This is a genomic window from Kribbella aluminosa, from assembly GCF_017876295.1.
GTDB lineage: Bacteria > Actinomycetota > Actinomycetes > Propionibacteriales > Kribbellaceae > Kribbella > Kribbella aluminosa.
Window position 1 is genome coordinate 339,304 of sequence record NZ_JAGINT010000001.1, and the last position, 15,714, is coordinate 355,017.

Sequence of the window (15,714 nt, forward strand, 5' to 3'; positions counted from 1 at the left end):
GAGCCCGACCATACCATACCGTTTGGTATGGTCAGTCGACTGTCACCGAGGTGATGTGTGCGGTGCCTTCGAGGGTTGTCAGTTCGTGGGTGGTGGTGTTGAAGGTGCCGAAAGCGTTTCCCGTGGACCAGAACACGTTTTCCGTCCCGGTTAGGCGGGGGGCGAAGTGCAGGGCGCCGGTGTGGGCGTTGTAGTCGAAGCCGGTGAGTTGGACGACCGCACCCCAGGACGCCATGGCGCGCGCGTAGTGGTGGCCGCATTCGGCCTCGTCGTACGGGTTGCGGCGTTCGCCGTCGTACCGGTGGCGAATGTCGGCGATCACCTTCAGACCCTCGTCGACCAGGCCTTCGGAGATCAGGCCGACGGCGAGGATGTGCTCGAAGCCGGTCATCACCTCGGTGAAGTACGGAAACGGGCGTTCCGGGCGGTTTCCGCGTGGGTAGCTGCACATCAGTACGGCGGACTCGTCGGCACCGAGGACGTAGCTGCGCATGTGGTTGAAGTGCCCGGTGAACCCGGACAACCCGTTGTACCGAACGATGGTGCGAAGGGTGGTCGCGACGTTCGATTCGTCGAGCAACGTCCCTAGCTGCGTGATCCGGGCGAGGTGCTGCCCGACCAGCTGGTCGACGAGACAGCCGTCTCCCAGCTGCAGCACGGGATGCGTCGGATCCGGCGCACCGGCCCGCTCGCGCAGACCGGGTGCGATGGCGTCGGCGGACGCCGGCGGCCGGATCTCGTGCCGGTAGTACTCGCCGTTGAACAGCTCCGAGTCCATCCATGCGCGGCCGCTCTCGAACAGCTTCCGGCACTCAACCGCGAAGTCCGAGTCCCCGAGGTACGTCGCCAGCTCCTCGCACGCGCGCAACGCCGCCAGGTACCACGACTGCATCTGCGGGTTCGGGCCGTAGTACTCGACGTCCATCGTGTTGTGCTGGCAGCCCTCCATCACACCGTCGCGGTCCGCGTCCCACCCGCCCGGGATCCAGCAGAACTCGAGCGCCCGCCGCGCCGCCGGCCACAGCGACCGGAGCATCTCGTCGTCACCGCTCAGCCGCCAGTCCCGGTACAGCTTCACCAGGCACCCGAGCTGCCCGTCCGCCGCCGCCACCTTCCAGTCGCGAGCCTTCGTCGCGAGCGGCAGCCCGACCCGGAAGCTCATCAGCCCGTTCTCGTCGGTCGCCTGCGCGAACTCGACCTCCCGCAGCGACCGCGCGATCTCCCCGAACAGGAACGGCGTCGCCTGCTCGTAGTTCCACACGTGCGTACAACTGCCGAAGCAACTGCCCTCGTGGTCCGAGCAGCCCTCCCACCCGAAGAACCGCCCGTCCGGCGTCCGGAACACGGTCTGCGTCCGCAACGTGCTGAGGTTGAACAGCGCCGCCTCCTTCACCTCGTCGGGCAGATCGCTCGACAGGAACGCGCTGACGAACCCGACCGTACGGCGCTCCAGCTCGTCCAGCTGCGGCGCGAACTGCCGTAGCGCGTCCCACGCGTCGTCGTACAGCGTCGTGTAGTGGTTGCCGACGAACTCCGGGCTCTCCCACCCGCGCCGGTTCGGGAAGTGCCACGCGAGCATGAACGTGAAGCGTTCGGTCGCCCCGGCGGCCACGGTACGGCGGTCCGCGACAGATGCGACGGGAGTCTCCGACTCGCTCACCCGCTCGTCCAGCCGGCCGTCCGTGGTGAAGTCGTCCCAGAAATCCAGCAGGCTGTCGCCCCAGGTCCGATCGGCCCATCCGGTGCGAAGGGAGACCTCGGCGCCGTCGAGATCGCCGAGCGCCACCGAGCCGAACTGCTCCGCGTCATCCGGGACGCCGCGGCTGCGCATCAGCACGCCCTCGGCTCGCACCTCCCCGGGCTCGCCGGATGCGGTGATGTTGTAGTTGCCCGCAGCAACGTCGTAGGTGCCGTCGCGACCGATGAAGTTCTGCACCGAGCCGGCCAGCGACACGGTCAGGTCGTCGGCAGTACGGTTCGTGACCGCGAACCGCAGTACCGCGACCGGCCACGAGCTCGCCGCCACATCGGTCGGGACGAACGGGTTGAACGCCTCCAGGTCGACGTCCACCGGTACGTCGGCATCCCGTAACGACAACCGCCCGAACGGATAGGCAGTCGCGAGCGTCGCCTCCCGGAAACGCGGCAGCCCGTGGTTCTGCGCCCCGCTCCCGTGCGCGCCCTCGTACTCGCTGAGATCCAGCGGCCCCTCCACCGCGCGCGTCACCACCGACCCGTCCGGCGCCGACGTACGGATCGCGAAGAACGCCGTACCAGGGTGGAAGCCCTTCGCGGGCCGGTTCACGATCTCCCAGTCGCGGAGGTTGCCACGGCCGCCGAGGCTGACCGTTCCGGTGCCGATGCCGCCGAGCGGCAGAGCGATCCGGCGGAGGTTACGTCCGGTGTACGTACGCAGGATGGGCCACATACCTACGACCCTAAACGCGAAGACCCGCCGGAGAAATCGATCTCCGGCGGGTCGGGGTAGACCAATCAGGCGTCGGCGACGGTGAGCGCCTCGGCCTCGACCTCGGAGTGGCTGGCCGGCACCCGCAGGTGTGACAGCGGCTTCCAGCCGGTGGCCAGTACGCCGACCGCGAGCAGGACCGCGAAGGCGCCGACGTAGAAGGGCAGCTGGATGTTGAACTGCTCGCCGAGCTTCCCGGCCAGCCACGGGGCGACCGCGCCGCCGGAGAACCGGACGAAGGAGTACGCCGCGGAGGCGGTGCCGCGCTCGACCGGAGCCGCACCCATCACGGCCTCGGTGATCAGCGTGTTGTTGATGCCGAGGAACAGGCCCGCGACGATCACGCCGATCGCGAGCACCGGCTTGTGGTGCGCGTACACGCCCATCACCGCGAGGTCCACGGCGAACAGGAACAGGACCGTCATCGCCACCGGCAGCGTCCCGAACCTGGCCTGCAGCCGCGGCGCCACGAACACCGAGGTGAACGCGAGGCAGATGCCCCAGCCGAAGAAGATCAGCCCGATCTGCCGCGCCGACATGGCCAGCGGGAACGGGGTGAACGCGAGGAGCGTGAAGAACCCGAAGTTGTAGAGCAGCGCGGTGACCGCCACGGTCGCGAGCGACCGGTGCCGGAGCGCCTTCAGCGGCTCGATGATCGACGTACGACGGGTTTGCGGCGGCGAGGCGGGCAGTAGGAACGCGGTCGCGGCGAGCGCGATCGTCATCAGTACGGCGACGCCGAAGAACGGGCCGCGCCAGGAGATCGTGCCGAGTTCACCGCCGACCAGCGGGCCGGCGGCGATGCCGACACCGAGGGCGGCCTCGTACAGGATGATCGCCTCGGCGACCGAGCCGGACGCCGAGTTCACGATGGTGGCGAGGGCGGTCGCGATGAACAGTGCGTTCCCGAGGCCCCAGCCGGCCCGGAAGGCGACGATCATGCCGATCGAGTTCGACAGACCGGCCAGTGCGCTGAACACGACGATGATGGCCAGGCCGATCAGCAGGGTGCGCTTGGCGCCGATCCGGCTGGAGACCGCGCCGGTGATCAGCATCGCCACGCCGATGACCGCCATGTAGCTGGTGAACAGCAGTGAGACCTGGGACGGGCTCGCGTGCAGCTGTTCGGCGATCGGCTTGAGGATCGGGTCCACCAGGCCGATGCCCATGAAGGCGATCACGCAGGCGAACGCGACCGCCCAGACGGATTTGGGCTGCTTCAGAAACGACGAGTTGCTCACCGGGGTGTGTCCTCCAACGGTTCAAGGGTGAGAAGTTTGTGGATGACGGCGACGGCGGCCTCGAGGGTGGCGAGGTCGGTCGCGGGCAGCTGACGCAGATGCGCCGAGAGCGCCTCACCGGCCTGCCGGCGGGCGCTGCGCAGTTCGGCGAGACCCGCGGCGGTGAGGCTGATCAGGCTCGCCCGGGAGTCGGCCGGGTCCGGCGTACGCAACACCGACCCCTGTTCCTCGAGCCGCTGCACCAGGTTGGACATGGTCGGCTGCGACGTACGATCCGCCTTCGCCAACTCACTGATCCGAGCCTGCCCGAGCTCGTCGAGCCGCCCCAGCACCCGCATCGCGGCGTGCGGCAGCGTGTTCACGTTCCGGGTGGCCAGCCGCGACAACCGCGTCGAGGCCACCACCATCTCCTCGCCGAGCCGAGTCAGGTCAGTTGCGATCACACCCACAAATATACATAGCTTTACTATGTATCTCCAGTGAAGTGAACCAGATCACCCCGACGCGGGCCGGTCAGGCGACGGGGCGGTTCGAGAGGTGGGCGAGGTCGGTGAAGAAGGCCCGGTAGGTGGGCTCGTCGGCCATCGGGATCTCGACTGTGGCCACCGAGTACACGCTGCTCATGAGGCGTGCGTAGATCGGCTGGCCCGGGTCCTCGGCGTACGAGAAGTGCAGCATGATCATCCCGCGTTTGCGCGCCTGAGCCCGCACGCGGACCCAGGCCAGCGGCGTGCGGTAGGGGCTGATGACGTTCCGGCGCTGGAAGAGTTCGAAGACTCCGCGGTCGACCCGCAGTTGTACGTCGGCGTGCTCGAAGACGATCGGCTCGGTCATTTGAGACCCGAGTGCGCCAGGCCCTCGACGAACTGGCGCTGCGCGATCACGAAGACGAGCAGCACCGGCAGAACTGTCATGGTGGCCGCGGCGAGCTGGGTGTTCCACATCTCACCGCCGTACGGATCGGTGAAGCGGGTGAGCGCCTGCGGCAACGTGAACAGGTCCGGTGAGGTGAGGTACACGGTGGGTTCCAGATAGAGGTTCCAGGACGCGAGGAAGGTCAGGATCGCGACCGCGGACAACGCCGGCCGGGCGAGCGGCAGACAGATCCGCCACCAGATCCCGGGGCGGCCCAACCCGTCCAGCCGGCCCGCTTCCTCGAGCTCCATCGGCAGCGCGATGAAGAACTGCCGCATGATGAAGGTTGCCAGCACGCAGGGCGCCGCCAGCGCGGTGACCAGGATCAGCGGCCAGTGGGTGTTGATCATCCCGGCCCGCTTGAAGACCTGGAACAGCGGGACGATCGTGACCTCGCTCGGCACCAGTAGCCCGGTCAGCACCACCAGGAAGAGGGCATTCGCGCCCGGAAACCGGATCCGGGCGAACGCGTAGCCGGCCAGGCTCGACACCAGCAGCGTGATCAACGTGACCAGTACGGCGATGTAGACGCTGTTCACGTACTGCCGGGCGAACGGCTGGAAGGTGAAGGCCTCGCCGTACGCCGCCAGAGTCGGGTGATCGGTCCACAGCGACGGCGGGGACTTGAAGATCTCGGGCAACGGTTTGACCGATGCGGCGACCATCCAGAGCGTCGGCACGGCGAACGGAATCGCCAGTACGGCGAGCGCTGTCACCAGGAGCGCCCGCCGGACGAACGAGGCTCTACTGTTCATGGAACACCCATTTCCGGCGCAGCTGCCATTGCAGCAGCGTCAGCACCATGACGAAGCTCAGGAGCATCAGCGCGAGCGTCGAGCCGTAGCCGATGTCGTTGAACTCGAAGGCCTGCTGGAACACGTAGTACACGAGCACCGTGGTGCTCAGCCCCGGCCCGCCGCCCGTGAGTACGGCGATCTGCGCGAACGACTGCAGCGCCCCGACGACGGTGATGATCGCGGTCAGCAGCACCGTCGGCGAGATCAGCGGCAGCGTGATCCGGGTGAACATCGACCGGCTGCGCGCGCCGTCGATCCTGGCGGCCTCGTACAGCTCCGACGGCACGCCCTGCAACGCCGCCAGGAACAGCACCATGTTCACGCCGACACTGCGGACCACCTGGCTGACGACCACCGACAGCATCGCGGTGTCGCCGTGCTGCAGCCAGTTCGGCGCGGCGAGGCCGATCGCTCGGAGCAGGCCGTTGATGCCGCCGTTGTCCTGCAACAGGAAGCCCCAGACCAGCGTCCAGGCCACGACCGACACCACGACCGGCGAGAAGAACAAGGTGCGGAAGAACGTCGCGCCGCGGAACCGCCGGTTCAGCAGTACGGCGATCAGCAGCCCGAGCGTGATGTTCAGGACCACGACGCCGCCGGAGAAGACGACCGTCGCCAGCAGGACCGACGGCAACTGCGGGTCGGCGGCCAGCGCGGCGTAGTGGTCAGCACCGACGAAGACCTGCTTGCCGGTGAAGACGTTCCACTTGTTCAGGCTGTACCAGATCGCCAACCCGACCGGGATCAGCACGAACAGCACGACGCCGATGAGCTGTGGCGCGATGAACAGGTATCCGGTCAGCACATCCCGCCGGCGCGTGGTCCAGTAACGCATCACTTGGCCAGGATCGGTTCGATCGCTGCGCAGACCGAGTTCAGCACGGCGGGGATGTCGGCGTCGGGCTTCCACATCGCGTCCAGGGCGGTCTTGCCCTTCTGGGCAATCTCGGCCGGGCTCGTGTGGTTCGGCAGGGTGACGGCGTCCGGCAGTTGGCCGACCACGACCTCCTGCAGCTGGGCGGCGGACAACTTCTTGTTGTTCGCGGCAAGCTTCGTGCCGGTGAGCAGCGACTTCCGCGGCGGCGGGAAGAACTGGGCCAGCTTCGCCGCGTTCGCCGGATTCGTCAGGTAGGCGAGGAAGTCCGTAGCCTGTTCCTGGTGCTTGCCGGCGGCAAGGACACCGACGCCGGCCTGGCCGAGTACGGCGTACCGGCCGGACGGTCCGGCCGGAAGCGGGTACAGGCCGAACTTGAAGGAGCCGGTGAGCAGCGACGCCCGCGACACCTGGGCGACGGTGAACGCCGCGTCACCGGCGAAGAAGTCCGCCTTCGTACCGGGACCAGGCATCGCGCCCGTCTTGAACGCGGCGTCGTGCAGGAACGTGAACGCCCGTTGCATCTCCGGGCTGCCGAACGTGCACGTCTTCCCGTCCTGGCTCCACGCCGACGCACCGAAGCCGGTCCAGACCGTGGCCAGCATGTTCCACGCCTTGTAGTCGAAGTCCCGGATCACGAGCCCCGCCTTGCCGGTCTTGGCGTGCACAGCGGCACCCGCGGCGGCGACCTGGTCCCACGTCAGTGTCTTGGGATCGATCTTCTGCCCGGCCTTGGCCAGCAGGTCGGTGTTCACATACAGCGCGAACGGCGAGTTCGAGAACGGATAGGCGTACAGAGTGCCGTCGCGACTGAACTCCTTGGTCGCGCTGTCCACCAGGTCGTCGTACTGCCAGCCGGCGGTCGCCTTCAGCTTGCCGGTCAGCCCGACCAGCGCGTCGGAGGCGATCAGGTCCCGCGACAGGTCACCCATCCAGGCCAGGTCGGGCGCGTTGCCGCCGGCGATCTGAGTGGTCAGGGTGGTGTTGTAGTCCGCGAACGGCAGGCTCTCGAACGTGATCGACGAGACCTCGGGGTGCTCGGCCCGGTAGGCGGCGCCGATCGCGTCGAACAGCTTGAGCTGCTCCGCGTTCGAGGTCCAGACCGTCATCCGCAGCTTGACGTCGGAGGCCTTGGCGCCGTCCGACCCGGTGCCGGATGCGCCGCACGCGGCCGTCAGCGCGGCCGCGGCCGTCAGCGCGAGCGCGCCGACCAGCTTCTTTGCAGTGATCATGATGTGCGTCCTTCGTGCAGGGGATGACTAGTAGCCGGCGATCTCGGGCCAGTGGAGCTCGACCCCGGCCTCGGTCAACCGGCGCTGGAGGCGATCGACGAAGGCGTCGCCGGTCGCGATCTGCTGCGGGCTCAGGCCGCTCTCGAGGCAGTACGCCACGAGTTCGCCGGCCGATTCGCCGATGTTCCACTCGACCGGATGCAGCCGGTAGGCGCCGTTGGTGATGTGGGTGGTGCCAATGTTCTTGGCGGCCGGTACCAGGTTCTGGGTGGCCACCGGAACGAGCGCGCCGAGCGGGATCTCGAACGGTGCGCACTCGACGTCGATGTAGTTGTCGCCGCCGGTCGAAGGGTGCAGGTCGATCCGGTACATCCCGACTCCGACCGAGGCGTCGAACCGGGCGGGTCCGTCGTACCCCCGGGCCTTGATCGAGATGTCCTGCTCGCGGATCGTGGTCAGCGCCCTGATCCGCCGCGACTCCCTGATGTACGGCGCCTGCGCGAACCCGTCGGCGGTGCCGACCAGATCGCCGCGGAGCCGCAGACCCGGCCAGCCGCGGCCGCCGTCGGGCCGTGGCGCCTCGGTCTGCAGCCAGTAGACGTACGCGCGGGACTGCGCCTTCGCGGCGAGCAGGTGCGCCGCCCGGTCGCCGGTGTCGATGATCGAGCCGCCGACGTAGTCCAGCTGCGGCCAGTTGGCGAGCACGATGTCGCTGTCGTAGAAGCCGTCGGCGAAGTTCTGCCTGGCGGCGATCCGCCGGAACTGCCACAGGTCGCGATCACCCGCGTCGAACCGCGGGTCGCCGGTGACGTCGGCGACCGGGTTGACGTTCATCGTCCGCTCCTCCGGCTCCAGGGTGCGTGGATTCGGCGCCGTGAACGACAGCATCGGCGCACCCCAGAACGGCAGCTCGAACGAACGCCAGAAGTCGTAGTCGTCCGGGCGGTCGATCGTGTGGTCACCGGCGGCGTGGTCGAAGACGAAGCACCACGCGATCGACTGCACGTTGCCCGGATCGGCGACCTCGGCGGCGCTCGGCTCGCCGGTGTCGGCGCGTGCCTCGGCGCCGACGACGTACTCCGTGCCCGTCAGCGGCAGCAGCTCGCCGGTCTCGGTCCCGTCCAGGAAGAACTCGGCGGAGATCACGGTCTCGGCCCCGGTGCGCGGATCCGCGACCGTGACGGTGCGGACGACCCCGTCGGTGACCTCGGCCGCGATCGGTACGCGGGGTTGCAGAACGGTCAGTCGCCCGGTCGACCGGTACGGCGCGAGCAGTCCGGTGATGACCGCGTCGGCCACCCGGGGCTCGTGGCACAACCGGCTCACCCGGCCACGGCCCGGATTCAGCTCGCGATCGGTGCGCGCGGCGACCGTCAGCGGGTAGTGGTCGCGGTAGTAGCGGCGAATGCCGTCGCGCAGCGCCCGGTATCGCGCCGTGACACCGAACTGCTCGACCCAGATGTGTTCGTCCGGCGGCACCGCCTGCGACGTGAGTTGGCCACCGAGCCAGTCGTACTCCTCGGTCATCACGACGCGCCGGCCGCGCTGCAGCAACGCCAGCGCGGCGGCGACGGACCCGAGACCGCCCCCGATGATCGCGACCTCGGTGGTGACTGTGCCGGTCATCCGAGGTCGTCCGTCCGGGTGACGATGGTGTCGCCCGGCTCGACCTCGGCGACCAGGTGCCGCCGCGTCTCGAGCTCGGCCCACTCGTCCGGCTCGGTCGAGATCAGCAACTGCAGCAGATCGAGCGCCTCGGCAGCCAGTTGCTCCCTCGGCACGTGGAAGCCTGCGAGCGCCCGGCCCTCGAGCCGATGACCGCGGACCTCGCCCAGCGCGGCGACCGCGATGTCGTCGGGGACGCCGACTCCGGCGGCGGTCAGCGCGTGCGCGACGTCCTCGATCAGGAACGCGTCCTCGGCGATGATCACGGTCGCCCCGGTCGCCCGCGCCAGCCGGGGCAGGTCGGCGATCCGTTCCTCGCCGACCAGCAGAAAGGCGAGGCGGCCCGCTGCCGACGCGGCCTCGACCGCGCTGCGACGGTCCCGGGCCGCGGGCGTGTCCCGGCCGCGGTGCACGTAGAGCGCCTGCTGGTGCCCGGCGGCCGCGGCCTGCTCGATCAGTGCCGTGGTCGGCGTCACGTAGTCGATGGCGACGTACGGAACCGCGGCGGCGGTCTCGTCCCGGCGGCCGATCGCGACGAACGGGAACTGCTCGGCGACCAGTCGCTCCAGCTCGGACGCGACCATCTGCTGACCCAGCAGCACGCAGCCGTCGGTGAGTCGCAGCCGGGTCTTGCGGTGGAACAGGCTCCGGGTGCCGTCCTCGACCGGTGACGAGGTGAAGAACAACAGGTCCCAGCCGATCCGCTCGGCGGCACGCTCGATCCCGTTCAGCAACGGGCCGTAGAAGTCCATGCTCTCCGGCGAGAGCGCCGCCTCGTAGGTGAAGACGCCGACGATCTGGTTGTCCAGGCCGGCCAGCCGGCGGGCCGCCGGGTCGGCGACGTACGTCAGTTTCTCGATCGCCTGCTTGACGCGCATCCGGGTCGCGTCGGGGATCCGCACGTTCGTGCCGTCGCGGTCGTTCAGCACCACCGACACGGTGGTTTGGCTGACGCCGGCGATCTCGGCGATCTCGCGCTGGGTGACCCGGCGAGGTTTCGGTGGCATCGTTCCTCCGTCGTGATAATGCCTATCTTCACCAACTGACGGCGACCTTAGCTCAGCGAAAGCCGTTAGCGCAATGACCTCTTGACGCAGACCTCGCGGGCTGAGAGCGTGCCTGTCATCGATTTGAAGATAGGCATTATCAGACTGGGTGGGCTCAGCCGGGCCCGCCGGACAGGAGCAGACGATGACGCCCGAGGCCTTCTCCCGGCCCACTCTCAGCCGCCGCGGCTTTCTCGGTACGGCGCTCGCGGCCGGCGTCGTACTGGTCGCGGAGGCGACCCCGGTCAGCGCGTTCGCCGCGGCCGGTGACGTGACCCTGACGGCCGGCGGCATCAGCCTGCTGGCCGGCCCCGGTGGCCGGCTCGCGATCCGTGACGCTGGTGGCGTCACGCGGTCGGTCGGCTCGAAGTTCCAGGTCAAGGACAGCGTCACCGGCGTCCAGCTGTCCACCGGCGGGACCCCGACGCTGAGCGCGCTCCCGGACGGCACCCCGGCCATCCGGATGGACTACACGTTCGACGCCGGGCCGACCTTGGTTACCGGCTGGTTCAGTGTCAGTACGTCGCACGCCCGGCTCGAGTGGCGGGTCACGGGTGCGGACACGCTGGTCCCGGACGGTTTCCTGTTCAGCCGTGCGATTCAGGCACCGACGGCGCCCGACGACTACATCGCGGTCACCGAGTGGGTCCGCGACGCGGGCGGCGGCATCCCTTACGAGGACACCGTCGGCGTTGCGCACACGTCGACCTGGAGCGGCAGCCTGCACGGCCTGTTCCTGCTGGACCGGTCCCGGCAGTCGTGGACGAACGCGACCTGGGTGCACGCGCCGGGAGTGCCGGATCCGGCCGGCGGCTGGACCAGCCGGGCGGACTTCTTCTTCTCCGAGACCCGGCCGTCGGCCACCGCGACGATCGGCCGCGGTCGTGAGCTCGGGCTCGAGCTCACCACCAACAGCGATTTCAACCTGTACGAGTCGCCCGGTGCGTCGATGAAGCTCACCGCCCTGGTGGCCAACGGCGGCGCGGCGAAGCCGGTCGAGCTCGAGCTGTGGATGCGCAGCTTCGACGGCGTACTGCTGGCGTCGACGACCGTGACCGGGACGGTCGCCGCGGCCGGCACGTGGCAGCACACATTCGATCTGACCGCGCCGGCCGGCGGGATCGCGCTGGCGGAAGTGGTGGTCCGATCGGGCGGTGACGAGGCGTTCGCGCGGACCAGTCTGGCGGTGCTACCGGCGTACGACTATCAGGCCGGCGCGGACAGCATGTTCGGGATCGCCAACTACCCGTGGCTGCAGCGGCCGAGCGCGGACGCCGTACTCGATCTCTGGCAGCGGGCCGGCATCACCGTGGTGCGGATCGCGTACGACGGAGGGCCCGGGCTGCCGCCGTCCGCGTTCGATGCGCGCGGGATCCGGCACAACATCGAGCTGCAGCCCTCGCTGGACGTGACCGATGCCGCCGCGGCTGCCTGGGCCGCGGACAAGCTCGCGGTGGCGGCCGGTGCGGGTGCGGGCTACTTCGAGGTGGGCAACGAGCTGAACCGGCCGTTCAACACCGGAACTGCCGCACAGGCCTATCTGGACAAGGTGATGCGGCCGATGTTCGACCGCCGCGCCGTCACCGGGGACACCGTCAAGCTGATGAACAACGGGTTGGCTGGGATGGACAAACCGTGGGTCGAGAACTTCATCGCCGCAGGCGGCTGGGACCTGATCGACGCCTTTGCCTACCACCCGGGCCGGGGGAACTTCACCCCGGACTACGTCCCGCCCGGCGACGACTGGGGGACCGGTGCCGAGGGCACCTACTGGAACTTCTACGGCGGCCTGAAGCAGCTGAAGGCGTTGATGGCCGAGCACGGTGAGAAGGAGATCTGGCTGACCGAGGCGTACGCGCCGACCAAGCCCAACAGTTGGTGGCACGACACGTACCGGCATGCCGCTGAGAACGTGCTGCTCACCCTGGCGCTGGCCAAGGCCGAAGGCGTCCGGTGCGTCTGCTGGTACCAGTTCCACGACAGCGTGCTCGGGATGCCGCAGGTCGCCGATCCGGACAACGTCGAGTACCACTACGGCCTGATGAACCGCGATCTGAGCCCCAAGCCGTCTTTGCTGGCGTACGCGACCGCGGCGCGGGTGCTCGACCGCGCCGTCTTCCGTGGGCGGCTGACGTTCGCCGATCCGCTTACGTTCGGCTTGTGGTTCGACACGCCCGACGGGCCTGCGGTCGTGTTGTGGAACCGTGCGGACGGGTACCTCCTGAACACGTCCGGTTCGCGCACCGACTGGCACTTCCCGGCGCCGGAGGTGTGGGTCGACCCGTGGCCGACCAAGACGCCGCTTACCGTGACCGCGACTTCCGGCGTACAAGAGCTGGACGCGGTCGGGCAGCGTCGTACGGTGTCCGTCGCGAACGGCAAGGTGACGCTGACTCTCGACGGCGCACCACGGATCTACTACGGCCTGGTCCCGCATCCGAGCGGCGCCGGCACGCACACCCTGGCCGGCTGCCTTGTAAAGAAGGGGCATCCAAGGAAGCCTCCGCACACGGGAACCGTTCCGGAGGCTGCCTATTCACAATAGGCGGCCAGGTCGGCACCGCGCACGGTCAAGCGGTAGACCACCTTGTGACCGTCGCGAAGGCCGACGATCAGTCCGGCGTCCCGGAGGATCCGCAGATGCCTGCCGACGGTGCCCAGCGACAACCCGAGCTCGGCGGCGAGTTCGCTGGCCGTCCCCGGGCGCGACAGCCGGTCGAGCAGTTCGGCACGGCCGCGTCCGATCAGCCGTTCGAGCGCGACCCGTCCGTCAGCAGGCGCGTCGACCGCCGCGCGTCCGGCCGGATAGACCAGTGCGTACCCGGCCGGGCTCTCGCACAGCCACGTACCGCTCGCCAACGTCACCGGGACGAACTGCAGCCCCTCGTCCCCGATGTGCCGATCCGCCCCGGGACGATGGCTGAACTGGATGCCATCGGCACCGACCCAGCGGCTCCGCCGGCTCATCCCCTCCAGCGCCGTCGGCCAGCCGAACGCCGCGAGCAGACCGGCCCGGTACATCACCTCGCGTTCCAGAGCGGTACGCCGACGCGGCCAGTCCGGCGCCACGTGTCGCGACCAGACACCCTTCAGCGCCGACGCCGTCTTGTCGCCGAGGCCGGACGTATCGAGCCAGCTCAGGTCCTGATCGATCCAGCTGTGCTGCGCGGACAGCTCGCAGCCGGCGCGGATCTCCGCGTCGGTCATCGCGCGGACGGGGTCGAGCTCGGACGCCAGCGACGTACCCATGCCACCGCCGGGCGGCAGCGCGACGACGTCCGGCAGCCATTTCGTGTGGCTCAGCAGGTCGGCCAGGCCGCGCAGGAACGGGTCGCGCCCGAGCTGCCGGTCGAACGACTTCTGCCGGGCCGACCGCCACGGTCCGGTCCGGGCGTGCCGGAGGCTGATCGTCGCGCCGACGGTCTCCGCGAGCGGCGACAACGCGAATCTCGACCGCGACAGTGCCAACGGACTCAGTCTGAGCAGTGTCAACTTTCGCCTCCTCGCGAAAGACTCGCGACGCCGGGGATCAGTCCGCATTCTTGCGCAGGTGTCCTCGCCGCTGCGCCGTCCGGCGTTCCGCTCGTTCACCGCCGGCCGGCTGGTATCACTGCTGGGCAGTTCGATGGCGCCGGTAGCGCTCGCGTTCGCGGTCCTCGACGCGTCCGGCGATCCGTCGCAACTCGGCATCGTGCTGACCGCGCGGATGGTCCCGATGCTGTGCTTCGTGCTGATCGGTGGCGCGGTCGCCGATCGGTTTCCCCGCCGTACGGTGCTCGTCGCTGCGCATGCGGGCGGGGCGGTCGCTCAGGGCGCGGTCGCCGTACTGCTGGTAACGCACTACTACAGCCTCGTGCTGATCAGTGTGCTGGGTGCGGTGAACGGGGTCCTGGACGCGTTCACCTCGCCTGCGCTGCGCGGGATGGTTCCGGAGCTGGTGGAGGCGGGGCAGCTTCGGAAGGCGAACGCGTTGCTGAGTTCGATCCGGAACGCCACCAAGGTCGTCGGCCCGGCGTTGGCCGGGGCCACTTACCGGGGAGAAGCTGTGGGGCTTCACGCTCAGCGCCCGCGGCATCGGCCTGCTGCTGATGAGTGCCCTGATGTATCGCCTGGTCCTGCGGCACCTGCTGCGGACCGGTCAACTGATGAGCGTCCTCGGGGCGTTGCCGCTGGTAGCGCTCGGTCTCGGCGCCGGGCCGGTGTGGGTCCTGATCGCTGCCTTCGTCGCCGGGATCGGTTTCTCGATCTCCGGGATCAGCTGGGACACGTCGCTGCAGGAACACGTCGATCGCGGTGTTCTGTCCCGCCTCGCGTCGATCGACGACCTGCTGTCGTTCATCGCGATCCCGGCCGGAACACTGGCGGCCGGCCCTCTCGCCGATCGCTTCGGACCCCGGCACGTCACGCTCGCCGCCGCGATCGTCTACGGCGCCGCGGCCTGGAGCTCGCTGCTGTTCAAGGACGTCCGAGACCTACCGCACGGTCCCGAGCAGCCGCCTGTTCCACCGCAGGGGCCCAAGGAACAAGCCCAGGCTGCAACGGGCTCGCGGTCGAGTTCGCTCAGTCGACGTGGGATCGGACGCCGGACAGGTATGCGTTGATCTGGCGTGTCATCGAGGGTGGACGTCCAGCGTGTGTAGTTCGCTGACGTCGAACCAGGCGACCTCGCCGGCCTCGTCGTTCACGATGGTCTCGCCGCTGGAGTTGTAAGGCGTCGTCTGGTGGGTGCAGATCTCGCAGTTGTCTTCAGGGATCAACGGCCGGAAGTACGTCCGCGCGGCGTGAAGCTGAATCACCTCCTCTCTCTTCAATCAATTTGGATCTGTGGTGTGGGAGTGGGTGGGTGCCGGTGTGGTCGACGTGGAATTGGAATCCGTGGGGGCTGGTCCATTCGATGGCTCCGGTGGGCAGGCGTCGGGTTCGCCAGCCGCCGAAGGTTTTGGCGCGGTGCTGGATTCGGCGCCGCCGTACGGGAACATGTCCACGGGGTGTTGTAGCCGGACCCGTTCGCGGATTCTGTCCGGGATCTAGTAACTGTGGGCGCTGACCTGGTCGTGCAGGTCGATGACGGGCTTGACGACGACCTGGTTGTGTCCGAGCAGTTCGGTCAACTGCCCGGCGAGGAGCGGGCCGGGTTGTTCCTCGACTCGCAGTACGCCGGTGCCGGCGGCAAGGGTCTTGTCCGTGAGGTGCACGTACAAGGTGTGCAGACTCCGCCGGCCGGTGTGCTTGCCGAGGCCGTTGCGATGAGCATCGCGCTTGATGGCAGCCAACGTGGCGGGCGACCTCGAGGAGGTGGTGGGCGGCGGCGGGGTCGGCATCCCAGACTGCCGCGGTGACGATCTTCGTCGGCGCGCCGGGTGTCACGGTGTTCACGATCCCGGCGACGCGCCGGTCAACGATCGCGGCGGCCTCGATCGCTGTGGGTGGGTGCGCAGTACGATGCCTGCCGCAGCTCATCACGGGGTACCGATCAG

General features: G+C 68.8%; 14 protein-coding genes and 1 pseudogene. 3 read left to right on the forward strand and 12 right to left on the reverse strand.

The features are described from left to right. Positions 1–31: 31 nt before the first annotated feature. From JOF29_RS01710 to JOF29_RS01750, 9 genes are all read right to left on the reverse strand, one after another. Positions 32–2,428 (reverse strand): GH116 family glycosyl-hydrolase, encoded by a 2,397-nt coding sequence (locus JOF29_RS01710; protein ID WP_209692471.1) that lies wholly within the window; start codon positions 2,426–2,428, stop codon positions 32–34. A 65-nt stretch (positions 2,429–2,493) separates the two neighbouring features. Further along, complete coding sequence (locus tag JOF29_RS01715; protein ID WP_307863101.1) at positions 2,494–3,708, reverse strand: MFS transporter; 1,215 nt, start codon at positions 3,706–3,708, stop codon at positions 2,494–2,496. Further along, positions 3,705–4,151: a MarR family winged helix-turn-helix transcriptional regulator gene (locus JOF29_RS01720; RefSeq protein WP_209692472.1), complete on the reverse strand. Its 447-nt coding sequence runs from the start codon at positions 4,149–4,151 to the stop codon at positions 3,705–3,707. The genes JOF29_RS01715 and JOF29_RS01720 overlap by 4 nt, the downstream gene beginning before the upstream one ends. Positions 4,152–4,221: 70 nt before the next feature. After that, positions 4,222–4,542, reverse strand: a complete 321-nt coding sequence (locus tag JOF29_RS01725) for a hypothetical protein (RefSeq protein WP_209692473.1) — start codon at positions 4,540–4,542, stop codon at positions 4,222–4,224. After that, on the reverse strand, positions 4,539–5,378 hold the full coding sequence (locus tag JOF29_RS01730; protein WP_209692474.1) for a carbohydrate ABC transporter permease: 840 nt from the start codon (positions 5,376–5,378) through the stop codon (positions 4,539–4,541). Before JOF29_RS01730 ends, JOF29_RS01725 begins: the two co-directional genes overlap by 4 nt. Then, positions 5,368–6,255: a carbohydrate ABC transporter permease gene (locus tag JOF29_RS01735; RefSeq protein WP_209695918.1), complete on the reverse strand. Its 888-nt coding sequence runs from the start codon at positions 6,253–6,255 to the stop codon at positions 5,368–5,370. Before JOF29_RS01735 ends, JOF29_RS01730 begins: the two co-directional genes overlap by 11 nt. Further along, positions 6,255–7,526 carry an ABC transporter substrate-binding protein gene (locus tag JOF29_RS01740; RefSeq protein ID WP_209692475.1) on the reverse strand — a complete coding sequence of 424 codons (1,272 nt, stop codon included), beginning with the start codon at positions 7,524–7,526 and terminating at the stop codon, positions 6,255–6,257. The genes JOF29_RS01735 and JOF29_RS01740 overlap by 1 nt, the downstream gene beginning before the upstream one ends. Positions 7,527–7,553: 27 nt before the next feature. Beyond that, positions 7,554–9,152, reverse strand: coding sequence for an FAD-dependent oxidoreductase (locus JOF29_RS01745; protein ID WP_209692476.1), 1,599 nt, complete (start codon positions 9,150–9,152; stop codon positions 7,554–7,556). Further along, positions 9,149–10,198, reverse strand: coding sequence for a LacI family DNA-binding transcriptional regulator (locus JOF29_RS01750; protein WP_209692477.1), 1,050 nt, complete (start codon positions 10,196–10,198; stop codon positions 9,149–9,151). Before JOF29_RS01750 ends, JOF29_RS01745 begins: the two co-directional genes overlap by 4 nt. Before the next feature lie 184 nt (positions 10,199–10,382). Here JOF29_RS01750 and JOF29_RS01755 point away from each other — a divergent pair, with 184 nt between their 5' ends. Further along, positions 10,383–12,782, forward strand: coding sequence for a hypothetical protein (locus JOF29_RS01755; RefSeq protein ID WP_209692478.1), 2,400 nt, complete (start codon positions 10,383–10,385; stop codon positions 12,780–12,782). Here JOF29_RS01755 and JOF29_RS01760 read toward each other — a convergent pair. After that, complete coding sequence (locus JOF29_RS01760) at positions 12,770–13,729, reverse strand: winged helix-turn-helix domain-containing protein (RefSeq protein WP_209692479.1); 960 nt, start codon at positions 13,727–13,729, stop codon at positions 12,770–12,772. The genes JOF29_RS01755 and JOF29_RS01760 overlap by 13 nt on opposite strands. Positions 13,730–13,787: 58 nt before the next feature. Here JOF29_RS01760 and JOF29_RS45825 point away from each other — a divergent pair. Together JOF29_RS45825 and JOF29_RS42625 are read left to right on the forward strand one after the other, a co-directional pair. Next, positions 13,788–14,210 (forward strand): annotated as a pseudogene (locus JOF29_RS45825) (MFS transporter); the annotation flags it as partial. 115 nt (positions 14,211–14,325) lie between these two features. Then, positions 14,326–14,838 (forward strand): MFS transporter, encoded by a 513-nt coding sequence (locus JOF29_RS42625; RefSeq protein ID WP_245357405.1) that lies wholly within the window; start codon positions 14,326–14,328, stop codon positions 14,836–14,838. 9 nt (positions 14,839–14,847) lie between these two features. Here the strand turns inward: JOF29_RS42625 and JOF29_RS01770 are convergent, their stop codons facing one another. After that, the gene (locus JOF29_RS01770; protein ID WP_209692481.1) at positions 14,848–15,033 is read right to left on the reverse strand and encodes an NUDIX hydrolase; all 186 of its coding nucleotides are present in this window, start codon (positions 15,031–15,033) and stop codon (positions 14,848–14,850) included. 231 nt (positions 15,034–15,264) lie between these two features. Beyond that, a complete protein-coding gene (locus JOF29_RS01775; RefSeq protein WP_209692482.1) occupies positions 15,265–15,510 on the reverse strand; it encodes a hypothetical protein in 246 nt (81 codons plus the stop codon). Between the last annotated feature and the right edge of the window lie 204 nt (positions 15,511–15,714).

Coding starts and splice junctions, on each gene's coding strand:
- JOF29_RS01710 (WP_209692471.1), bottom strand. CDS start 2,428: ATGTGGCCCATCCTGCGTACGTACACCGGACGTAACCTCCGCCGGATC.
- JOF29_RS01730 (WP_209692474.1), bottom strand. CDS start 5,378: ATGAACAGTAGAGCCTCGTTCGTCCGGCGGGCGCTCCTGGTGACAGCG.
- JOF29_RS01740 (WP_209692475.1), bottom strand. CDS start 7,526: ATGATCACTGCAAAGAAGCTGGTCGGCGCGCTCGCGCTGACGGCCGCG.
- JOF29_RS01725 (WP_209692473.1), bottom strand. CDS start 4,542: ATGACCGAGCCGATCGTCTTCGAGCACGCCGACGTACAACTGCGGGTC.
- JOF29_RS01735 (WP_209695918.1), bottom strand. CDS start 6,255: ATGCGTTACTGGACCACGCGCCGGCGGGATGTGCTGACCGGATACCTG.
- JOF29_RS42625 (WP_245357405.1), top strand. CDS start 14,326: ATGAGTGCCCTGATGTATCGCCTGGTCCTGCGGCACCTGCTGCGGACC.
- JOF29_RS01755 (WP_209692478.1), top strand. CDS start 10,383: ATGACGCCCGAGGCCTTCTCCCGGCCCACTCTCAGCCGCCGCGGCTTT.
- JOF29_RS01745 (WP_209692476.1), bottom strand. CDS start 9,152: ATGACCGGCACAGTCACCACCGAGGTCGCGATCATCGGGGGCGGTCTC.
- JOF29_RS01750 (WP_209692477.1), bottom strand. CDS start 10,198: ATGCCACCGAAACCTCGCCGGGTCACCCAGCGCGAGATCGCCGAGATC.